Here is a 20,591-nt window from a genome sequence, read left to right on the forward strand (position 1 = left end):
GCGGGCCGGCCCGAGCCGGCCGGCCGGTCAGGAGGCGGAGCGGAGCAGCAGCTCCAGCTCCGAGGGGTCGTACCACTCCAGCTCGTGGTCCTCGGCGCCGTCGACGGTGAACTGGGCGTCCGGGTCGCCGGCGGCGGCCTCGACGACCACGTCGACCGCCGCGGCGACGTCCTCGACCGCGTCGGCGCCGTCCACGTGCAGCGCGGCGATCGCCGACGCGGGCACCGGGCGCTCGAGCCGGACCGCGCTGGAGCCGAGGTCGACGTCCGCCCGGCCGACCGCCGACGGGGGCAGGTCCACCGAGACCACCACCCGGCGCCGGGGCGCGGCCGGGTCCTCGCGCAGCAGGTGCAGGGCGTCCTGGGCGGCGCGGGTGAAGGCTACGTACTCCAGCTCCTCCTCGTCGCCCTCGGCGTACCACTCACGCAGCGCCGGGGTGACGGCGTGCGCCTGCACCGCCGGCAGCCCCTGCTCCCCCAGCCGGGCCAGCATCGGCACGGTCGCCGGGACGTACACCCGGACCAGCTCGTCGCTCACCGTCGTCTCCCACTGTCGCTCGCGGGCCGGCGGGCGGGCCGGTCCCGGCCGCCGATCATGCCGTATGTCGAGACCGTCATACACCGCGCACCGGCCCGGTGGAAGTTCCCGCACCGTGCGCGGGACCTCGAGGTGCTGGGCCGCGCTGGCCGTCGATGGCAAACTGAGGCAAACGACGCCAACATCGGGGGTTTCCGTGGAGCCGAGGTTTCTCCTGCTCTCCGACGTGGCCACCGAGCTGAACGTGTCGGACTCGCAGGTCTACCACATGGTGCGCAGCGGAGAGCTGCCCGCGATCAAGATCGGCGGCCGGGGCCAGTGGCGGGTGGAGCGCGCCCGGCTGGAGGAGTACATCGCGCGGAAGTACGCCGAGACCGCCGAGTGGGTGCGCGGCAACCCCCTCCTGGACCGCGACGCGGAGTAGCCGGTCGACCGCACCGCGCCATTGACGGTCGGCACCGCCGTGCCCCAGAATCGAGCGCGTCGGAGGCAAACGAAGGCAAACGTAGGAATTGAGGGGCTGACGATGGTCGACTCCCGCCGCCCGGGGCCTACCCGCCCGCCGATCCGGCTGCGCCCGGCACCGGTCAGCGATCCGCCCTACGTCGACGAGTCGGCCGACCTCTGGCCCCGACCGACCGGCCAGCTCGCCCTCGACCTGTTCGGGGCGGCCCACCCGCCCGCGGGGCGTCCTGCCGGGCGCCGAGCCGACCCGCGACCGGGCCCGGTCCGGCCGGGGTCGCCACCGCACCCCGGGCCGCCGGCCGGCGCCCTGACGACCGCCACGCCGGAGGCCACCCGGGCCGCGCACCGGTTCGTCGGCACCTGCCTGGAGATCCTCAACGGCTACCGGCCACCCGGGCAGATCCGCTCCCTGGTCGAGCCGGGCCACTCGATCGAGGTCTCCGAGCAGCTGGCGAAGGCGGCGACGCGCGGCGGACCGGTCCGCCGCCGGTCCACCCGGGCGGCGCTGCACCTGCGCCGGCTGCGGGTCTGCGAGCCCCGGGCGGCGGCCGTCGAGGTCGCCGCCGTGCTCGCCGGCGGCGGCCGGAGCTGGGCGATGGCGCTGCGGCTGGAGCAGCGCCGGGGCAGCTGGCTCTGCACCGTCCTGCAGGTGATCTGACCACCGCCGGCGCCGGCGCACCGCCCGGCACGGGACGTGCTCGACGCGGGCGGCGGGCGGCGCGGATCCGGCGCCGGACAGCGATCGAGCCGCGGCCCCGAAGGACCGCGGCTCGACTCACGCCACTCGCACGGGGCCGGGGCCCCGCTCAGGATCAGGCGCCGCCGTTGGGCGCGCCGTGGCAGCGCTTGTACTTGCGGCCGGAACCGCACGGGCAGGGCGCGTTGCGGGACGGGCCGTTGCCCGCCTCGGCCCCGTCGGCCGGCGCCGGGCCCCGCCGGGCGGTGCTCGCCGCGAAGGCCTGTCCGCTCGCCCCGGTCGCAGCCGGGCGACGCGGCGCGCCGGACCGGCCCGGCGCCGCCGGACGAGCCGCCGCCTCCGGGCGCCCGACGCCGAGGGCCGGCGCCTCCTGCTCGGGCCGCTCGACGGCGACCGCACCCGCACCGGCCTCACCGTCGATGGTCGGGGCCGAATACTGCAGGCCCTGCTGCTGCGGCGCGCGGCTGAGACCCTTGGCCCGGATCTCGACCGGCTTCTCCAGCAGCTGGACCTCCTCGGCCTCCGGCTCCTGGACCTGCACCTCCACGTTGTAGAGGAAGCCGACCGTCTCCTCCTTGATGCCCTCCATCATGGTGGCGAACATGTCGAAGCCCTCGCGCTGGTACTCGATGACCGGGTCGCGCTGGGCGTACGCCCGCAGGCTGATGCCCTCCTGGAGGTAGTCCATCTCGTAGAGGTGCTCGCGCCACTTGCGGTCGATGACCTGCAACAGCACCATCCGCTCGAGCTCGCGTACCGCCTCCGCGCCGAGGGTCTCCTCGCGCCGGTCGTACGCGGCGTGCGCGTCCTCCTTGAGGCGGGCGACCAGGAAGTCCTGGTCGATGCCGGCCCGGGAGCCGGCCTCCTCCTCCAGCTCCTCGATGGTGACGCCCACCGGGTAGAGCTGCTTGAGGCTCGACCAGAGCTGCTCAAGGTCCCAGTCCTCGGCGTAGCCGTCGCTGGTGGCGCCGACGACGTACGCGCCGACGGTGTCGTCGATCATGTTGCGGACCTGGTCGGAGAGGTCCTCGCCGTTGAGCACCCGGCGCCGCTCGCCGTAGACCACCTGGCGCTGCTTGTTGAGCACCTCGTCGTACTTCAGGACGTTCTTGCGGATCTCGGCGTTCTGGCCCTCGATCTGGGCCTGCGCGCTCTTGATCTGGCGGGTGACCATCTTCGACTCGATCGGCACGTCCTCCGGGATGTTGAAGCGCTCCATCACCGCCTCGACCGCACCGGCCCGGAAACGCTTCATCAGCTCGTCCTGCAGCGACAGGTAGAACCGGGACTCGCCCGGGTCGCCCTGCCGGCCGGCGCGACCGCGCAGCTGGTTGTCGATCCGGCGGGACTCGTGCCGCTCGGTGCCCAGCACGTAGAGACCGCCGGCGGCGGCGACCTCCTCCGCCTCGGCGTCGCAGGCCTGCTTCCAGGTGGGCAGGACCTCCTCCATCGCCTTGGCGTACTCGTCGGCCTGCTCGACCGGGTCCAGACCGCGCTGGTGCAGCTCGTTCGCGGCCAGGTACTCGGGGTTGCCGCCGAGCAGGATGTCCGTACCACGGCCGGCCATGTTGGTGGCCACGGTTACCCCGCCCTTGCGACCGGCCTGGGCGACGATCTCCGCTTCCTTGGCGTGGAACTTCGCGTTCAACACCGAGTGCGGGATGCCACGGCGGCGCAGCAGCTGGGAGAGGATCTCGGAGTTCTCCACCGAGACGGTGCCCACCAGCACCGGCTGGCCGGCCTGGTGCCGCTCGGCGATGTCCTCGATGACCGCGTTGAACTTGGCCTTCTCGGTCTTGTAGATGACGTCGGCCCGGTCGAGGCGGACCATCGGCCGGTGCGTCGGGATGGTCACGACGCCGACCTTGTAGACCTTGTTGAACTCGCTCGCCTCGGTCTGGGCGGTGCCGGTCATGCCGGAGAGCTTCCCGTAGAGGCGGAAGTAGTTCTGGAGGGTGATGGTGGCCAGGGTCTGGTTCTCCTGCTTGATCTCCACCCCCTCCTTGGCCTCGATCGCCTGGTGCATGCCCTCGTTGTAGCGACGGCCGTGCAGGATCCGGCCGGTGAACTCGTCGACGATCAGGACCTCACCGTCGCTGAGGATGTAGTCCTTGTCGCGCTTGTAGAGCTCCTTGGCCTTGATCGCGTTGTTGAGGTAGCCGACCAGGGGCGTGTTCACCGACTCGTAGAGGTTGTCGATGCCGAGCCGGTCCTCGACCTTGGCCACGCCGCGCTCGGTGACCGCGATGGTCCGCTTGGCGTAGTCGACCTCGTAGTCGCCCTCGCCGTCGGTGCCGGACTGGAGCCGGGCCACCACGCCGGCAAACTCCTGGTACCAGCGGGCGGAGTGCTCGGCCGGGCCGGAGATGATCAGCGGGGTCCGGGCCTCGTCGATGAGGATCGAGTCGACCTCGTCGACCACGGCGAAGTTGTGGCCACGCTGGACCAGTTCATCCCGCGACCAGGCCATGTTGTCGCGCAGGTAGTCGAAGCCGAACTCGTTGTTGGTGCCGTAGGTGATGTCGCACTCGTACGCGGCGCGGTGCTCGGCGGCCGGCCGGTTGGGCAGGACCACGCCGACGGTGAGGCCGAGGAACTCGTGCACCTGGCCCATCCAGGCGGCGTCGCGCTGGGCCAGGTAGTCGTTGACCGTGACCACGTGCACGCCCTTGCCGGAGAGCGCGTTGAGGTAGACCGCCATGACCGAGGTCAGGGTCTTGCCCTCGCCGGTCTTCATCTCGGCGATGTTGCCGAAGTGCAGCGCCACGCCGCCCATCACCTGGACGTCGTACGGACGCTGGCCGAGCACCCGGGCGGCGGCCTCGCGCACCGTGGCGAACGCCTCCGGCAGCAGGTCGTCGAGGGTCTCACCGTCGGCGAGCCGCTCGCGGTACTGCTCGGTCAGGCCGCGCAACTCCTCGTCGGTGAGGTTGACGTAGTCGTCCTCGATCGAGTTGACGGCGGCGGCGATGGCCTTGAGCCGGCGCACCATACGGCCCTCGCCCGCGCTAAGGACCTTTTCCAGAATCGACACGGATCTACGCTCCCCTAGACAGTCTCGAACCATCGTAGGCGCTTCGTTCCGGCGATGGTCACTGGTGGCGGCGGTACGGCCCGGCGAAACCGACATAACGCACGGGCGACGCCGTCGCCGGCCCAATTCCGGTTACGCCCACCGCGAACGATCCGGCACCATGGCTCGGATGGAGCCTGTGGAGATCATCGAGGACGGCCTGCTGCTGCGACCGTGGCGGGCGACCGACGCGGACGACGTGCACCGGGCGTGCCAGGACCCGGACATCCAGCGCTGGACCACCGTACCGCGCCCGTACCTGCCCGAACACGCCCACGGCTTCATCACCGGGATCAGCCCGACGGCCTGGGCGGAGGACACCGGGGCGCCGTTCGCGGTCTGCGACGCGGAGACCGGTGAACTGCTCGGCTCCTGCGGCCTGATCTCCATCGACCGGGGCCTCGACTCCGGCGAGCTCGGCTACTGGACCGCACCCTGGGCGCGCGGCCGGGGAGTCACCGTCCGGGCCGCCCGGGCGGTCGCCCGCTGGGCCTTCGACACGCTGAAGCTGCGCCGGCTGATCTGGCAGGCCGAGGTCGGCAACCACGCGTCCCGGCTGGTGGCGCTGCGGGCCGGCTTCCGGGTCTCCGGCGAGCTGCCGCTGGCCCACCCGAACCAGGGCGGCCGACCCGAGGCCTGGATCGGCTCGTTGCTCCCCGGCGAGGTGCCGGCCGCCGGCGAGCCGGGTCCGGCCGGCCCGGACACCCTGGAGGCCCGGCGCGCCGCCGTCTTCGGCCGGCCGCAGCCCGTGCTGTTCGCCACCGCCGGCGCGAGCGAGCTGCGGCTGCGCCCGATGGAGGAGCGGGACCTGGACGGCATCGTGACGGCCTGCCGGGACCCCGACGCCGTCCGCTGGACGACCGTGCCGCACCCGTACCAGCGTGGCGACGCCGAGGGGTACCTCGACCACGCGCGGCTCAGTTGGGCGCGGGGCACCAGCGCCACCTTCGTGATCGGGGACGCCGACGACGCCTACGCCGGCACCATCGACCTGCGGCTGAGCCCGGCCGACCCGCTGCTGGCCGACGTCGGCTTCATGACCGCGCCGCACGCCCGGGGTCGCGGCTGGATGCCGGCCGCGCTCAGCGCGCTGAGCATCTGGGGCTTCACCACCCTCGGCCTGGCCCGGATCGAGTGGAGGGCGAACGTCGGCAACACCGCCTCCCAGCGGGTCGCCGAGAAGGCCGGCTTCACCTTCGAGGGCACCGCCCGCGGCGGTGTGTCGCACCGGGGGGAACGGGCGGACGTCTGGATCGCCGCGCTACTCCCGGAGGACCTGCGGTGACGCCTGAGACGATCCGGTCGGAGGGGACACACCTGCGGCCGTTCCGGCTCGACGACATCGCGGACACCGCCACCGCCTGCGCTGACCCGCTGACCCAGCGGTTCATCTCTGGCATGCCCGACCCGTACACCGAGGACGCCGCGCGGTGGTGGATCACCGAGGGCGCGCCGGCGGCCCGGGCCGCCGGTGGCGCCGCGTACGCGATCGCGGATCCGGCCTCCGACCGGCTCCTCGGCGGGATCGGCCTGAGCCAGGTGGTCGCGGCCCGCGGCCAGGCCGAGATCGGTTACTGGGTGGCCCCCTGGGCCCGGGGCCGGGGGGTGGCCACCGCCGCCACCCGGGTCCTCTCGGCGCGCGCCTTCGCCGCCGGGACCGCCCGGCTGGAGCTGCTCACCCGCGCCGAGAACCCGGCCAGCCAGCGGGTGGCGCTCGCCGCGGGCTTCCGGTACGAGGGGACCCGCCGGGCCGCGAACCCGACCCGCGGCGGCGGCCGGCACGACCTGCTGGCCTGGGTACGCCTCGCCGACGACCCGACCGGCCCGGCTCCCCGCCCGCTGCCGGACCTGCCCGACGGCCGGCTCACCGACGGCGTGGTGACGCTGCGCCGGCTGGGCCCGGACGACGTGGACGCGCTGCACCGGCTGCACGGCCTACCGGAGGTGGTGGCCAACCGGGTGCCGCCGGTGGCGCCGACGCGGGAGGCGGTCGCCGCGCGCTGCGCGCTGGCCGAGAGCAGGTGGCTGACCGGCGCCTCGGCGGACCTGGCGGTGCTGGACGCGGCGAGCGGCGCGGTGGCCGGCGGCTGCGCGCTGATGTACGACGAGCCCTCCACCGGGCAGGCCATGCTCGGGTTCAGCCTCCTCCCCGAGTGGCGCGGGCGCGGCCTCGGCAGCCGCCTGGTCCGGCTGCTCGTCGGGTGGGTGTTCGACGAGGTCGGGCTGGCCCGGCTCTGGGCCGGCACCCGCCCGGACAACGTCGCCGCGCAGCGGGCGATGGAACGGGCCGGCTTCCGGCGCGAGGGGCTGATGCGCGGCCGGCTGCCCGGCCCGGACGGCTCCCGGGTGGACTCCACCCTCTACGCGCTGCTGGCGGGAGACCCTCACTGAGACGCGCGTCGGCCACGGAGCCGCCGGTGGCGGACCACCGCGACTCCGTGACCGACCGCGAGGGTGGACAGGGGTCAGGTGTCGAGCGAGATGATGCCGTAGTCGTACGCGTGCCGCCGGTAGACGACGCTCGGCCGGCCGGATTCCTTGTCGTGGAACAGGTAGAAGTCGTGCCCGACCAGTTCCATCTGGAACAGGGCGTCGTCCACGGTCATCGGCTCGGCGGGGTGCACCTTTGCCCGGGCGAGGTGCCAGGGCTGGTCGTCGTACTGGTCGTCCGGGTCCTCGTCCCGCTCGGCCACCGCGGTGGCGGTGCCGGCGGAACGGGCGGCCACCCCGTCGAGGCCGGCCACCGGCAGGCCGGCGGTGGCGGCGGCGACGGAGAGCGGCGCGTGCCGGCCCCGGTGCACCCGGCGGCGGTCGGCCGCGCGGCGCAGTCGGGTGTCCAGCTTGGCGATCGCCGCGTCGAGCGCGCTGTAGAAGTCGCTCGTGCAGGCCTCCGCCCGGATCACCGGCCCGCGGGACACGCAGGTGATCTCCACCCGCTGGCAGGTGTCGGACTGGCGGGGATTGCGTTCGTGGAACAACTCCACGTCGACGCGGATGAGCTTGTGATCGTAGCGCTCGATTTTCGCGAGTTTCTCGGCTACGTGCACCCGGTAATGGTCCGGCACTTCGACGTTTCGGCCCTTGACCACGATGTCCACGTGACCTCCCTTTTTCGGATGGTCGTCTGATCTTCGAATATGCGGTCGACCGACCTTGGGGGCGTCCCTACGGCGTCGACCGGTCAAGCACGGCTACGCCTCCTTCCACCGCCGGGAGCGGCTGGGAAAGCTCCTACCCCCGACACGAAAACGCTAACTCCTGTTCGGGCGGCAGTCACCCCCGGTTGTCGAGAAGGCTCAGAAAATCCACAGCTGCTTACACCATGGGGTGAAACGGAAACACGAAGCGTCACCGATGACGCCGCTTTTGCGTTGCGCCGAGCACTGCCGCGCCGTTTGGTGTCATTCCCATGAGCTGCAAAGTCCGGCTCACCGCCGCCAGGGTGGCCCCGGTGGTGACGATGTCGTCCAGCACCACCACCGTCCGGCCACCGGCCTCCCGTCCGGCCGCACCGGCGCGCGGCCGGAACGCCGCCTCCGCCGTCGCGGCCCGGCCGGCGCTGTCCAGCGCCACCGAGTCGGGGCGGGGCAGCGCCCGAAGTGGCCGGGCCACCCGGACGTCCCAGCCGGCCCGGCGCAGCCGGGCCGCGGCGTACCGGGCCAGCCGGGTCAGGTGGTCGCCGTAGCGGGACCGGGCCGCCGCCGCGGTGTCCGGCACCGGCACCAGCAGCACCGGCCGCGCCGGGCCCACCGCGTCGGCCACCACCTCGGCCAGCAGCGCGCCCAACGGCCTGGCCAGCCCGTGCCGGCCCCGCTCCTTGTACGCCAGCAACGCCTCCCGCAGCGGCCCGGCGTACGGGCCGAGGGCGTGGCAGGGCGGCAGGCCGGGCGGGGGCGGGGTGGGGCGTACCGGGCCGGGACGCAGCGCCTGGAGCGCGCCGGCGCAGGCCGGGCAGAAGCCTCGCCGGGTGGTCGCGTCGCGCTGCCGGCAGCCGGCGCACCCGGCCGGCAGCACCAGGTCGGTCAGGTCCGCCCAGAGCCCGCCGACGTCCCGCACGACCCGCTCAGAACAGGAAGAACGGCGCGGTCGGGCTGCCCGGCCGGCCGCCGGCCGGCGGCGGCGTCACCTCCAGCACCTGGTCCCCGCGGATCTTGTCGGTCGACGGGTACCGGTAGGCCACCCCGTTCGCCTCGTACATGATCAGCGCGCTGGGCAGGGCGTAGACCAGATTGGTGGGGTACGCGGCAAGGTGGGTGACCCGGGCGCCCACGTCGGGGACCAGCTCGGTCTGCAGGGTCCCGTCGATGCTCACCTCGTAGACCGCCGAGCGGTCGGCCGTACCGGCGGCGACGACCAGGGCGTTCTCCGCCGCCCAGTCCACCGCCGACAGGTCGGTGAGCGAGGTGCGCACCTCCCGGGCCGGGCCCAGCGAGACCATCCCGCCATCCAGGTTCAACGCCGCCAGGTAGAGGGTGCCGCCGACGATCAGCGCGATCCGGTGCCCGTCCAGCGAGGCGGCCACCGCGGTGACTTTGCCGGTGATGCCCAGCGGCGGCACCGGGACCAGCCGGGCCCGGTCGTCGAACCGGTGGAGCTGGCCGTCGGCCACCACCAGGCCGTACGGCTGGCCGGACTCGAGCGAGCGCAGCCAGACCGGCCGCCCGATCGCGCCGAACGTCTTCGCCCCGTCGTGCAGCGCCGGCACCGGGTCGGCACCCGCCCCGACCTTCAACCGCTGCCGCCCGCCCGGCACGGTGGCGACCACGGCGGCGAGGAGCTGCTCGTCGGCCCGCCGGACCGTCGCCGACACCACGCCCCGGTTGGCCGCCGACCCGACCGGCACGGCGCCGCTGACCTGGCCGGGGAAGGAGAGCGGGTGGATCGCGCCGTCGTAGACGGTGAACGGCTGCGGGCCCTCGGTGAGCGGGTAGAGGGGATTCGCCAGGCGGTGCTTCTTGAGGTCGTCGATGCGTACCCGGGACTGGTTGCGGGTGGTCAGCTGGAGCCCGTCGTTCAGCTCTGGCAGCGACCAGGCGAGCTGGGTGGCCACCTTCTCCAGCTTGCGCTTGTCGTCACCGGGCAGGTCGAGGGCGACCTCCCAGCGCTCGTCCGTCTCGATGGCGTTGTTGATCAGGTTGGTCCGTTCCGGCAGGCGACTGACGCCCTGACTCAACCACTCCGACGGCCCCCCGATCAGCCACTTGACCACCTCGCTGACCAGCCGCTCGCTCGGCACGGCCAGCGGCAGGTAACGCTGGTCGGCCACCAGCCGGGTCTGGTTGGAGTTCCAGAAGTAGACGTTGCGGGTCTGGTAGTACCGCTGCAGCGCGTCGGTGCTCAACAGCAGCACGTTCGGCGGATCGGTGACGTAGAGGCCGCCCCCCTCGGCGCCCTCTCCCCCGCCGTTGCGCAGCGAGAACCCGTACTCGGGCTCGGTGGCCACCGGCGGGCCGAGCACCCCGTTGGCGCGCAACTGGCCGACCTGCTGCACGGGCAGCCGTACGCTGAACAGCCCGTTGCGGTCCTCGGTGATCACCGGCCGCTTGGTCACCCGGACCACGTTGATCGCGATCTCGTTGCCCGGCTTCTCGTGCAACCGGCTCTGGTTCTCCGGGGCGATGAACAGCCGCACCCGGGCGTGCGCCCGCTCCGGCTCGCCGGCCGCGGCGGCCAGGAAGTTGTCGACGAACAATCGCGGGTCGGTACCGCTGGCGGTACGCGTGGGTGGCTCCTCCCGCCGGAAGCTGGACGCACCGGCCTCCGCCGCCGGACCGGAGCCGACCACCCGCACCTCGGAGTTCTCCGGGATGCCGCAGCCGGCCGCGCCGACGGCGAACAGTACGGCGCAGAGCGCTCCGGCCAGCGCCGGCCGTCGGCCGGACACCCCGCCCCACCGCCTCATGAGCGCACCTCCGCCCGGTCGTCGCCGGCCGCCGGCCCCGGCCCGATCGCCAGCGCCCCGTCGCCGCCCGGCCCGATGGCCAGCGTCCCGCCGTCGCGGGGGCCGCCGAACGGCAGCGTGGCGTCGGCCGGCACCAGCCGCAGCGGCGAGGTGGTGAGCCGGTCCCCGGCCCGGGCCGGCAGGGTGAGCCGGAACTGGGCGCCCTGCCCGGGCGCGCCCCACGCCTCCAGCCAGCCGCCGTGCAGTCGGGCGTCCTCCAGGCTGATCGACAGGCCCAGGCCCGTCCCGCCGGTCTGCCGGGCGCGGGACGGGTCGGCCCGCCAGAACCGGTTGAAGACCAGTTTTTCCTCGCCCGGCTTGAGCCCGACCCCGTGGTCGCGCACGGTGATCGCGACGGCGGTCTGGTCCATCCCCAGGGTGATCAGCACCGGCTTCGCCTCCCCGTGCTCGACGGCGTTGCCGACCAGGTTGCGCAGCACCCGCTCGACCCGGCGCGGATCGACCTCGGCGATCACCGGGGTGGTCGGCACGGCCAGCTCGATGACCACGCCGACCCGCTCGGCGAGCCCGGCGAGCCGGTCGGCGACCCGGTGCACCACCGGCACCAGGTCGGTCGGCTCGGAGTCGAGCACCGCGAAGCCGGCGTCGAAGCGGCTGATCTCCAGCAGGTCGGTGAGCAGCTCCTCGAACCGGTCCAGCTCGGCCTGGAGCAGCTCGGCGCTGCGGGCGACCGCCGGGTCGAACTCGTCGCGCTCGGCGAAGATCAGGTCGGCGGCCATCCGGACCGTGGTGAGCGGGGTGCGCAGCTCGTGCGACACGTCGGAGGTGAACCGGCGCTGCAGGCGCGACATCTCCTCCAGGCGCAGGATCTGCCGTTGCAGGTTGGTCGCCATCTGGTTGAACGAGGCGGCCAGCAGGGCGAGGTCGTCCTCGCCGTTGACCACCATCCGCTGGTCGAGCAGGCCGGCGGAGAGCCGCTGGGCCGTCCGGGCGGCCACCCGGACCGGGGTCACCACCAGGCGGGTGACCAGCGCGGCGAGCAGGCCGAGCAGCAGCACCAGGGCCACTCCGGTGGCGAGCACGGTGGCCCGGGCGTCAGCGGCGGTGGCGTCCTGCCGGTTGAGCGGGACGAGGTAGTAGAGCTCCACCTGGCCGAACCGGGTCGGCACCGGCGAGCCGTACACCAGGTATTTGGTCCGCTCGCCGGTGAGCCGGCCGGTCTGGATCTGGTGGGCGATCTTGCCGTCCGTGACCGCGGCCCGCAACTCCTTGCTGATCAACGGCTGGACGTTCAGGGCCGGTGAGGTCCGGGTCTTGATGATGCCGGCGTGGTTGTCCGCGGTGATCGCCACGACCACCCCGCTGGTCTGCTGCGGGTCGCCCCCGGCCAGGTAGTTGACCGTGCCCTCGATGGTGTCCTGGAGCTGGGCGTCCTGCGGCTGGCTGTAGAGCGTGAACTGCTTCGCCGAGTAGTCGCTGCCGCTGCGCAGCCGCAGCAGCACGTCGGTCTGGGCGTTCTCCAGCAGGATGTTGGTGATCTTGTCGGCGATCAGGTAGGCGAAGCCGCCGACCAGCAGGCTCGAGGCCACCAGCGTGATGGTCACCACCCGGACCTGCAGCGACCGCCGCCAGGTCTGATGCAGGCCGGCGACCAGCCGGACGGCGCCGCCTGCCAACCCACGCCACACCTCCCGCACGGCGTGGCGCCGGCGGGAGGCTGCTGTCGCGGAGTGGGACGTCGGGGAGGTGGCCACAGTGCGACCAGGTTATCCGGTACCCGCCTTGTAACCCACGCCCCGAACGGTGAGGATGATTTCCGGCCCCTCCGGATCCCGCTCGATCTTGGCGCGCAGCCGCTGCACGTGCACGTTGACCAGCCGGGTGTCCGCCGCGTGCCGGTAGCCCCAGACCTGCTCCAGCAGCACCTCCCGGGTGAAGACCTGGCGCGGCTTGCGGGCGAGCGCGACCAGCAGGTCGAACTCCAGCGGCGTCAGCTTCACCTCCTCGCCGTCCCGGCTCACCATGTGCGCCGGCACGTCGATGGTGATCTGGTTGCCGGGCGGCCCGATGGTCAGCATCTCCGGGGCGACATCCTCGCCCCGGCGCAGCCGGGCCCGCATCCGGGCGACCAGTTCCTTGGGCTTGAACGGCTTGACCACGTAGTCGTCGGCGCCGGACTCCAGCCCGAGCACCACGTCCACCGTGTCGCTCTTGGCGGTCAGCATCACGATGGGCACGCCGGACTCGCCCCGGATCGCCCGCGCCACGTCGATGCCGCTCATCCCGGGCAGCATCAGGTCGAGCAGGACGATATCGGGTCGACTGTCCCGGAACGCGGCCAGTGCCCGTTCCCCGTCGGCGACGAAGGCGGGCAGGAAGCCCTCGCTGCGCAGGACGATGCCGAGCATCTCGGCGAGCGCGGGGTCGTCGTCGACCACCAGTACCCGGGCTCTCATGGGATTTATGTTTCCATCCCCGTTCAGTTCGGTGGGATCGGCGTTCACCCGGCACGGTACTGCCGTGAGCGGCGTCACCGCACGTCCCACGCGCAACATCGCCACCCCTGGGGCCCGTCGAGGACCACCCGGCGTGCGGGTCCACCCGATCGGGTCGGGCGTGTCACCATGATCCCCGGGCGCGCCGCCGCCCGCCACCACCACCCGCCAGGAGTACGCGTGTCCGACGTCGGCCCGACCGCCGTGCTCCCCAGGCGCCCGCTCACCGTCGGTGAGCTGCTCGACTCCGCCGTGCTGCTGCTGCGCGGCCACGGTCGCCTGCTGATCCCGCTGGGCGCGCTCCTCGCCGTCGGTGAGCAGCTCCTGCTCCGACCGCTGCGGGCGGACCCCGGCATCGTCCCGCCGGCCTACCTGCCCCAGCTCGGGCTGTCCGGCCGGTACTGGCTCCTGCTGGCCGTCGGCGCCGCCACCGAGGCGGTGATCATCACGCTGCTCGGCAACCCGGCCGCCCGGGCCGCCGGCGCCGCACTGCTCGGCCGGAAGGCCCGCGTACCGGAACTGCTCCGGCCCGGCGGAGCCCGGTGGGGCGCCACCCTGGTCCTCGCGCCGCTGGTGGGCCTCGTCGTGCTCGTCGCCGCGCTGCTCGGACCGGTCTGGCTCCTCGGGTACGCCCTGTTCGGCTCGGTGGCGGCGGCGCTGGTGGTGGACCGGGTCGGCGCGGCCCGGGCGCCGGGACGCGCCGCCACGCTCGCGGTACGCGGCGGCGGGCGGGCCGCCGCCGTCCGGCTGCTGGGCTACCTCGGCTGGTGGATCCTCCGGGTCGGCCTCGCCCTCGGCACCTGGTACGGGCTCGACCAGCTCGACCTGGTCGCCGGCGGATCGGTGGCCGACCGGTGGACCGCCATGATCGTCTGGGCGGCGGTGAACAGCGTGGCGTACCCGGCGCTGGCCTGCCTGGACGCGGTGATCCACCTGGACAACCGGATGCGCACCGAGGGGCTGGACATCCGGCTGTCCCGCTCGCCGGCCGGCCTCGCCGAGCCCGTCCTGCTGGCGGCCGACCGATGAGCTTCAGCCGCTGGTGGACCGAGACCACCGCCGCGCTCGGCGACGTCGTACCGCTGCCGCTGGCGGCGCTGCTGCTGGTGCTGGCCGCGGCGCTGGTCGCCCTGGCCTGGTACCACTTCCCGGCCTGGGTGCCCCGCCGGCTGCCCCGGCTGCGGCTGCCCCGCGTCCGCCCACCCCGGCTGCGGCGGCCCCGCTTCCGCCGGCCCCGGTGGCGGCGCCGCACCCGGAAGAAGCGCACGTCGGAGGCGCCGGAGCTGCCCCGACCCCGGGACGGCGGCGCGGCACAGCCGCTCGGGCCGGGGCTTTCCCTCGCCGACCGGCTGGCCGCCGAGGGCCGCTTCGCCGAGGCCGTCCGGGAACGGCTGCGCGGGATGGTCCGGGCGCTGGTCGCCGTACGGGCGGTGGAGCCACGTCCCGGGCTGACCGTCACCGAGCTGACCGCCGAGGCCGCCGCCAACCGACCCCCGGTCGACCCGGCGCTGCGCGCGGCCGGCACGATCTTCTCGGAACTCTGGTACGCCCAGCGGCCCGCCTCCGCCGAGCACGACCGACGGATGCGGGAACTCGCCGACGAGCTGGACCGGGTGCTGGCCGGCCGCCCGGAGGAACCGCGATGATCGCCACCGCCGCGCCGGCCCCGCCCGCGCCCGCGACGACCACCGCCAGCCGGCGACGTCGCCGGCACCGAGTGCTGATCCCGCTCGCGCTGGCCGCCGTGCTGTTCACCGTCACCCTGGTCACCCGCTCGGTCGACCAGCCGGACCCCGCCGAGCGGGGCTTCCTCTCCCCGGTCGCGACCGGCGACGACGGCGGCAGCCGGCTCGCCGGGGCGCTGCGCGGTCGGGGCGTCACCGTGCAGCGGGAGACGGACACCCTGCGGGCGCTGGTCGCGCTCGACGGCGGGTCGGCCACGCTCTTCGTACCGTCGCCGGAGCTGCTGCACCAGGACACCGTCGGCGCGCTGGGCGCCCTGCCGGCGGGCAGCCGGCTGGTCCTGGTCGACCCGTCCCGCCGGGTGCTGGAGTCGGCCGAGCTGCCGCTGCTGCCGGCCGACCGCCGTTGGGCCGCCCGCGCGGTCGGCCCGGACACCGACGGGCGGCCCTGCCCGCTGCCCGAGGCCACCCGCGCCGGCACGGCCGCCGCGCTGCTCCAGCGGTACGCGCCACCGCCCGGCCGGACGGTGAGCCTGGACCGCTGCTACTCCGCCGGACTGGTCCGGGTGCCGTGGAGCACCGACGTCGTGGTGATCGGCGCCAGCGACCCGTTCCGCAACGACCGGATCGCCGACTGGGGCAACGAGGCGCTCGCCACCGGGCTGCTCGGCGTGCACCGGCGGGTGGTCTGGCTCGACCTCGACGGGCCGGCCAAGCCGCCGGAGTTCGGCACCGGCACCAGCGGCGAGCCCGCCTGGTCCCCCACCCCGGGCGGCTCCACCACCTGGGACGGCGGCTCCGGAACCGGCCGGGGCGACGGCACCGGCGACGGCGATTCGTCCAAGGGCGGCGGCGACAGGCAGGGCCAGCAGCAGGGCGAGCGGGAGGACCGGGCCGAGGGGTCCGATCCGCGCAACCCGCTCTGGGACGCCTTCCCGGCCTGGTTCTGGGCGCTGCTGGTGCAGCTCGCGCTCGCCGCGCTGCTGGTGGTGCTCTGGCGGGCCCGCCGGCTCGGCCCGCCGGTGGCCGAACCGCTGCCGGTGCGGGTCCGCTCCGCCGAGACGGTGCTCGGCCGGGCCCGGCTCTACCAGCGCGCCCGGGCCCGCGGCCCGGCCGCCGGCACACTGCGCGCCGCCGCCCTCGACCGGCTGCTCACCCGGCTCAACCTGCCCGGCACCGCCCCGCCGGCCGAGGTGGCCGCGCTGGTCGCCGGCCGGACCGGCGACACCCCGGAGCAGGTCCACGAGCTGCTGTACGGCGCGGACCCGGACTCCGACGCCGAACTGCTGGAGCTGGCCCGGTCGCTGGACCGGGTGACCCGTACGGTCACGGCAGCCCCCGACCACCCGACCGAAGGAGACCACCGGTGACCCGACCCGCCATGACCGCCGAGACCACGGCCGGCCCGGACGACGCCCGGGCCGCCCTGCACCGGCTGCGTATCGAGGTGGCCAAGGCGGTCGTCGGGCAGGACGCCGTGGTCACCGGGCTGGTGATCGCGCTGCTCTGCCGCGGCCACGTGCTGCTGGAGGGCGTGCCGGGAGTGGCCAAGACGCTGCTGATCCGGACCGTCGCCACCGCGCTGGACCTGGACTCGAAGCGGGTCCAGTTCACCCCCGACCTGATGCCGGGCGACGTCACCGGGTCGCTGATCTTCGACCCGCACACCGCCGCGTTCACCTTCCGGGAGGGGCCGGTCTTCACCAACCTGCTGCTCGCCGACGAGATCAACCGGACGCCGCCGAAGACCCAGTCGGCGCTGCTGGAGGTGATGGAGGAACGGCAGGTGTCGGTCGAGGGCAGTCGCCGTCCGCTGCCCGACCCGTTCATCGTGGCCGCCACCCAGAACCCCATCGAGTACGAGGGCACCTACCAGCTGCCCGAGGCGCAGCTGGACCGGTTCCTGCTCAAGCTCACCGTGCCGCTGCCCAACCGGGAGGAGGAGCTGGGGGTGCTGCGCGCCCACCACGCCGGCTTCGACCCGCGCGACCTCTACGCCGCCGGCGTACGCCCGGTGGCCACCGCGGCCGACCTGGCGGCCGCCCGGGCGGCGGTCGGCCGGGTGCACGTGTCCGAGCCGGTATTCGGCTACATCGTGGACCTGTGCCGGGCCACCCGGGTCGCCCCGGCGTTGGAGCTGGGCGCCTCGCCCCGGGGCGCGACGGCGCTGCTCGGCACGGCCAAGGCGTGGGCCTGGCTGGCCGGCCGGGGCCACGTCACCCCGGACGACGTCAAGGCCACCGCCCGGCCGACGCTGCGGCACCGGCTACGGCTGCGGCCCGAGGTGGAACTGGAGGGCGTCGGCGTGGACGCGGTGCTGGACACGGTGCTGGCCACCGTGCCGACGCCGCGATGACCTGGCGGGCGGCCGTCCTGCTGCTGGCGGGCGCGCTGACCCTGCCGGTCTGGCCGGCGCCGTTCCTCGGCGTCGCGGTGATGGCCGGCGCCGTGCTGCTGCTCACCGCCCTGGACTGGGCGCTGGCCGCCCCGCTGCGCGGCATCGCCGCCGCCCGCGAGGGCGACCATACGGTCCGCCTCGGCGGCACCGCCACGGTCGCGCTGCGGCTGACCAACACCTCCGGCCGTACGCTGCGGGCCCAGGTCCGCGACGCCTGGGTGCCCTCGGCGGGCGCCCGCCCGGACGTACCTCCGGGGCGGATGCTGCGGGTCGGGGCCGGCGGCAGCGTGCTGCTGCCCAGCCGGCTGACCCCCACCCGGCGCGGCGACCGGCCCGCGGTGGCGCTGGCGGTCCGGTCGCTGGGCCCGCTCGGGCTGGCCTTCCGCCAGCGTTCCGGGCGGCCCGCCACCCCGGCCTGGACGCTGCGGGTGCTGCCCCGCTTCGACTCCCGCCGGCACCTGCCGGAGAAGCTCTCCCGGCTGCGGGTGATCGACGGGATGCAGGTCAGCCACGGCCGTGGCCAGGGCACCGAGTTCGACACCCTGCGCGAGTACGTGGTCGGCGACGACGTGCGTTCGATCGATTGGCGGGCCAGCGCCCGCCGCTCCGACGTGCTGGTCCGCACCTGGCGCCCGGAGCGGGACCGCCGGCTGGTCTGCGTGCTCGACACCGGCCGGACGTCGGCGGTACGGGTCGGCGACGAGCCCCGGCTGGACACCGCCATCGACGCGGCGCTGCTGCTCACCGTGCTGGCCGCCCGGGCCGGCGACCGGGTCGACCTGATCGCGGCCGACGCCGAGATCCGGGCCACGGTCACCGGCAGCGGCCGGCCGACCCTGCTCAACCGGCTGGTGACCACGGTGGCGCCGCTGCAACCGGCGCTGGTGGAGACCGACTTCGAGCTGATCGTCGGTGAGGTGCTGCGCCGGGAGCGCCGGCGCAGCCTGGTGGTGCTCTTCACCGCGCTGGAGGCGGGCGCGCTCGCCGAGGGGCTGCTGCCGGTGCTGCCCCGGCTGGCCGCCCGGCACCGGGTGGTGATCGCGGCCGTGCACGACCCGGTGCTCACCGCGCTGACCACCGCCGCGCCGGCCCGGCGGGAGGACGCGTACGCGGCGGCGGCGGGCTGGCGGGCGCTGGCCGAGCGGGACCGGGTGCGCGCCGTCCTCGCCCGGTACGGCGTCACCGTGGTGGACGCCCCGGCGGACCGGCTGGCCCCGGCGGTGGCCGACACCTACCTGCGGCTCAAGGCTCTCGGCCAGCTCTGACCGGCGGCTCAGTCCGGGATGTGGTCGGCCGTCGGCCGGGCGGGCTGCCAGGCCCGGGCGGGATCCGTGGAGGGCCAGAGCTCGGCCAGCCAGGGGTCGTTCCGGTCCGCCGTCGCCGCGGCGCTGACCGCCCGCCGGCCGAACCCGACCACGTACGCCAGGAAGCCGAGCCAGACGGCGGCGCCCACGCCGATCCGCAGCGCGGTCGGCACCGGCGCCGGGGTGACGAACGCCTCCAGCAGCGCGGAGACCGCGAAGAGCCCGACCAGGCCGACGGCGACCAGGATCGCCGACCGGCCGGCCTCGGCGACCGCCCGGCCCCGGGTCAGGTGCGCCGGCGGGGAGATCCACGCCCAGCCGGTGCGCAGCCCCACCCCGGCGGCGACGAAGACCCCGGTCAGCTCCAGCAGCCCGTGCGGGGTGATCAGGCCGAAGAAGACGTCCGCCCGGCCGTACGAGACCATCACGCCGCCGACCACGCCGACGTTGAGCGCGTTCTGCCACAGCAGGTAGAACACCGGCACGACCAGCACCCCGGAGGCCAGGCACTGGGCGGCGATCCAGGCGTTGTGGGTCCACAGGTGGAAGGCGAAGGTCGGCGCGGAGAACTCGGTGTAGTAGCCGGCGAAGCCGGAATCCACCAGGTCGGCGGCGGCCTCCGGGCCGATGAAGGCCGCCGCGGTGGCCGGATTCCCGGCGACGTACCAGATGAGGAAGCCGCTGAGCAGGCTGAAGCCGGTCGCCACCGCACACCACCAGGGCCAGGCGCGCCAGACGGCGGCCGGGAAGCCCACGGTGACGAACCGGCCGAGCGCGGACCAGGACGGACGGCGGCGCCCGGTGACCCGGGCCCGGGCCCGCAGCACCAGCTGGGACAGGCGGCTGACCAGCATGGGATCGGGCGAGCGGCTGCGCAGCACGGACAGGTGGGTGGCGGTGCGCTGGTAGAGCGCCACCATCTCGTCGACCTCGTCGGCGTCGAGCCGACGACGGTCGCAGAACAGCTCCAGCCGCCGCCATTCGTGGCTGTGCTCGGCGACGTACGCGTCGAGATCCACTAGGTCCTCCCCCGTCCGGCGCCCATAGTGTTCACTGTGCGGGTGACAGCGCAACCACCGGTGCCCGCCACGGTCCGGCGGGCCGACCGTGCGGCCGACGCCGGTCTGGTCAGCGGTGAGGCCGTCGAGCTGGACGTCCGGGTCGCCCGGCTGGGCTCCCGGGTGCTGGCGCTGCTGATCGACATCGTGGCCCAGCTGGTGGTCGCGGCGCTGCTGGCCGTGGTGCTGATCCCGCTGATGCTGTTCGCGCTGCCCGGGGGGGCGGTGGACCGGGCCCTGGGCGAGGCCCTGCAGACGGTCGGGCTGGTGGTGGTGCTGGTCGGCTACCCGGTGCTGTGGGAACGGTTCAACCACGGCCGGACGGTCGGCAAGATGGCGGTCGGGCTGCGGGTGGTCAGCGCCGACGGCGGCCCGGTCGGGTTGCGGCAGTCGCTGACCCGGGCGCTGGTCGGCGTGGCCGTGGAGTGGCCGGGCCTGGTGCTGCCCCTGCTCAGCTGGGTGGCGGGGGTGGCCGTGATGCTGACCGACCCGCGTGGGCGGCGGCTGGGCGACCTGGTGGGCGGCACGATGGTGGTGCACACCCGGACGACCCATCCGTGGCGACCCGCGCCGAGGATCATCCCGCCGCTGGCCCGCTGGGCGGCCACCCTGGACCTGACCCGGATGGACGACGCGCTGGCCCTGGCCGTGCGGCAGTACCTGACCCGGGCGCACCAGTTCGCCGAGCCGTCCCGCTCCCGGCTGGCCTGGGGGCTGTGGCGCGAGGTGGCCGCGGTGACCTTCCCGCCACCGCCGCCGGGCGTACCGGAGACGCTGGCCCTGGCGGCGGTGCTGGCCGAGCGGAACCGCCGCGGCGCGCTCCGGCTGCACCGCAGCCGGACGATGAGCGCGGGCCTCTGGCCCGAGCTGGATTCCGGCCCGGAGCTCGCCCTGGTTGCCGGCCCGCCGGCGTCGACGCCCGCCCCGACGGACGTGCGCCCGGCCGTCCCCGCTCCCCGCACCGGCTGACCGCCGAGCCG

General features: G+C 74.6%; 18 protein-coding genes. 10 read left to right on the forward strand and 8 right to left on the reverse strand.

Annotated elements, in window-relative coordinates; translation table 11 throughout:
- Positions 1-27: 27 nt before the first annotated feature.
- Positions 28-537 (reverse strand): DUF6912 family protein, encoded by a 510-nt coding sequence (locus ACLQ2U_RS07260; protein ID WP_425749772.1) that lies wholly within the window; start codon positions 535-537, stop codon positions 28-30.
- Between the two features lie 196 nt (positions 538-733).
- Here ACLQ2U_RS07260 and ACLQ2U_RS07265 point away from each other — a divergent pair, with 196 nt between their 5' ends.
- On the forward strand, positions 734-961 hold the full coding sequence (locus ACLQ2U_RS07265; RefSeq protein ID WP_425749773.1) for a helix-turn-helix transcriptional regulator: 228 nt from the start codon (positions 734-736) through the stop codon (positions 959-961).
- Between the two features lie 102 nt (positions 962-1,063).
- Complete coding sequence (locus tag ACLQ2U_RS07270; RefSeq protein WP_425749774.1) at positions 1,064-1,660, forward strand: Rv3235 family protein; 597 nt, start codon at positions 1,064-1,066, stop codon at positions 1,658-1,660.
- 154 nt (positions 1,661-1,814) lie between these two features.
- Here ACLQ2U_RS07270 and secA read toward each other — a convergent pair whose 3' ends face one another.
- Complete coding sequence (gene secA / locus ACLQ2U_RS07275) at positions 1,815-4,733, reverse strand: preprotein translocase subunit SecA (RefSeq protein ID WP_425749775.1); 2,919 nt, start codon at positions 4,731-4,733, stop codon at positions 1,815-1,817.
- Between the two features lie 169 nt (positions 4,734-4,902).
- On the opposite strand from secA, the gene ACLQ2U_RS07280 reads away from it, so the two are divergent.
- Together ACLQ2U_RS07280 and ACLQ2U_RS07285 are read left to right on the forward strand one after the other, a co-directional pair.
- Complete coding sequence (locus tag ACLQ2U_RS07280) at positions 4,903-6,057, forward strand: GNAT family N-acetyltransferase (RefSeq protein WP_425749776.1); 1,155 nt, start codon at positions 4,903-4,905, stop codon at positions 6,055-6,057.
- Entirely contained in the window at positions 6,054-7,163 is a 1,110-nt protein-coding gene (locus ACLQ2U_RS07285; RefSeq protein ID WP_425749777.1) for a GNAT family N-acetyltransferase, read from the forward strand. Before ACLQ2U_RS07280 ends, ACLQ2U_RS07285 begins: the two co-directional genes overlap by 4 nt.
- Positions 7,164-7,237: 74 nt before the next feature.
- Here the strand turns inward: ACLQ2U_RS07285 and hpf are convergent, their stop codons facing one another.
- From hpf to mtrA, 5 genes are all read right to left on the reverse strand, one after another.
- Positions 7,238-7,870, reverse strand: a complete 633-nt coding sequence (gene hpf, locus ACLQ2U_RS07290; protein ID WP_425749778.1) for a ribosome hibernation-promoting factor, HPF/YfiA family — start codon at positions 7,868-7,870, stop codon at positions 7,238-7,240.
- Between the two features lie 250 nt (positions 7,871-8,120).
- Entirely contained in the window at positions 8,121-8,828 is a 708-nt protein-coding gene (locus ACLQ2U_RS07295) for a ComF family protein (RefSeq protein WP_425749779.1), read from the reverse strand.
- 7 nt (positions 8,829-8,835) lie between these two features.
- The gene (locus ACLQ2U_RS07300) at positions 8,836-10,674 is read right to left on the reverse strand and encodes an LpqB family beta-propeller domain-containing protein (RefSeq protein WP_425749780.1); all 1,839 of its coding nucleotides are present in this window, start codon (positions 10,672-10,674) and stop codon (positions 8,836-8,838) included.
- Positions 10,671-12,428, reverse strand: coding sequence for an MtrAB system histidine kinase MtrB (gene mtrB / locus ACLQ2U_RS07305; RefSeq protein ID WP_425749781.1), 1,758 nt, complete (start codon positions 12,426-12,428; stop codon positions 10,671-10,673). The genes ACLQ2U_RS07300 and mtrB overlap by 4 nt, the downstream gene beginning before the upstream one ends.
- 12 nt (positions 12,429-12,440) lie before the next feature.
- Entirely contained in the window at positions 12,441-13,130 is a 690-nt protein-coding gene (mtrA, locus tag ACLQ2U_RS07310; RefSeq protein ID WP_425749782.1) for an MtrAB system response regulator MtrA, read from the reverse strand.
- Positions 13,131-13,349: 219 nt separating this feature from the next.
- On the opposite strand from mtrA, the gene ACLQ2U_RS07315 reads away from it, so the two are divergent.
- The 5 genes from ACLQ2U_RS07315 to ACLQ2U_RS07335 are packed head-to-tail and all read left to right on the forward strand — an operon-like array spanning position 13,350 to position 18,514.
- Positions 13,350-14,198 (forward strand): hypothetical protein, encoded by an 849-nt coding sequence (locus ACLQ2U_RS07315; RefSeq protein WP_425749783.1) that lies wholly within the window; start codon positions 13,350-13,352, stop codon positions 14,196-14,198.
- A complete protein-coding gene (locus ACLQ2U_RS07320) occupies positions 14,195-14,815 on the forward strand; it encodes a DUF4129 domain-containing protein (protein WP_425749784.1) in 621 nt (206 codons plus the stop codon). The genes ACLQ2U_RS07315 and ACLQ2U_RS07320 overlap by 4 nt, the downstream gene beginning before the upstream one ends.
- The gene (locus tag ACLQ2U_RS07325) at positions 14,812-16,221 is read left to right on the forward strand and encodes a DUF4350 domain-containing protein (protein ID WP_425749785.1); all 1,410 of its coding nucleotides are present in this window, start codon (positions 14,812-14,814) and stop codon (positions 16,219-16,221) included. The genes ACLQ2U_RS07320 and ACLQ2U_RS07325 overlap by 4 nt, the downstream gene beginning before the upstream one ends.
- A gap of 11 nt (positions 16,222-16,232) precedes the next feature.
- A complete protein-coding gene (locus tag ACLQ2U_RS07330) occupies positions 16,233-17,207 on the forward strand; it encodes an AAA family ATPase (RefSeq protein ID WP_425750126.1) in 975 nt (324 codons plus the stop codon).
- Positions 17,204-18,514 (forward strand): DUF58 domain-containing protein, encoded by a 1,311-nt coding sequence (locus ACLQ2U_RS07335; RefSeq protein ID WP_425749786.1) that lies wholly within the window; start codon positions 17,204-17,206, stop codon positions 18,512-18,514. The genes ACLQ2U_RS07330 and ACLQ2U_RS07335 overlap by 4 nt, the downstream gene beginning before the upstream one ends.
- 8 nt (positions 18,515-18,522) lie before the next feature.
- Here ACLQ2U_RS07335 and ACLQ2U_RS07340 read toward each other — a convergent pair whose 3' ends face one another.
- Positions 18,523-19,572, reverse strand: coding sequence for a stage II sporulation protein M (locus ACLQ2U_RS07340; RefSeq protein ID WP_425749787.1), 1,050 nt, complete (start codon positions 19,570-19,572; stop codon positions 18,523-18,525).
- A 36-nt stretch (positions 19,573-19,608) separates the two neighbouring features.
- On the opposite strand from ACLQ2U_RS07340, the gene ACLQ2U_RS07345 reads away from it, so the two are divergent.
- Positions 19,609-20,580, forward strand: coding sequence for an RDD family protein (locus tag ACLQ2U_RS07345; RefSeq protein ID WP_425749788.1), 972 nt, complete (start codon positions 19,609-19,611; stop codon positions 20,578-20,580).
- Positions 20,581-20,591: the final 11 nt, after the last annotated feature.

Origin of the sequence: Micromonospora sp. DT47 (assembly GCF_049844475.1) — a bacterium.
Lineage (GTDB): Bacteria > Actinomycetota > Actinomycetes > Mycobacteriales > Micromonosporaceae > Micromonospora.

Coding starts and splice junctions, on each gene's coding strand:
- mtrA (WP_425749782.1), bottom strand. CDS start 13,130: ATGAGAGCCCGGGTACTGGTGGTCGACGACGACCCCGCGCTCGCCGAG.
- ACLQ2U_RS07325 (WP_425749785.1), top strand. CDS start 14,812: ATGATCGCCACCGCCGCGCCGGCCCCGCCCGCGCCCGCGACGACCACC.
- ACLQ2U_RS07270 (WP_425749774.1), top strand. CDS start 1,064: ATGGTCGACTCCCGCCGCCCGGGGCCTACCCGCCCGCCGATCCGGCTG.
- ACLQ2U_RS07280 (WP_425749776.1), top strand. CDS start 4,903: ATGGAGCCTGTGGAGATCATCGAGGACGGCCTGCTGCTGCGACCGTGG.
- ACLQ2U_RS07330 (WP_425750126.1), top strand. CDS start 16,233: ATGACCGCCGAGACCACGGCCGGCCCGGACGACGCCCGGGCCGCCCTG.
- ACLQ2U_RS07335 (WP_425749786.1), top strand. CDS start 17,204: ATGACCTGGCGGGCGGCCGTCCTGCTGCTGGCGGGCGCGCTGACCCTG.
- ACLQ2U_RS07300 (WP_425749780.1), bottom strand. CDS start 10,674: ATGAGGCGGTGGGGCGGGGTGTCCGGCCGACGGCCGGCGCTGGCCGGA.
- ACLQ2U_RS07320 (WP_425749784.1), top strand. CDS start 14,195: ATGAGCTTCAGCCGCTGGTGGACCGAGACCACCGCCGCGCTCGGCGAC.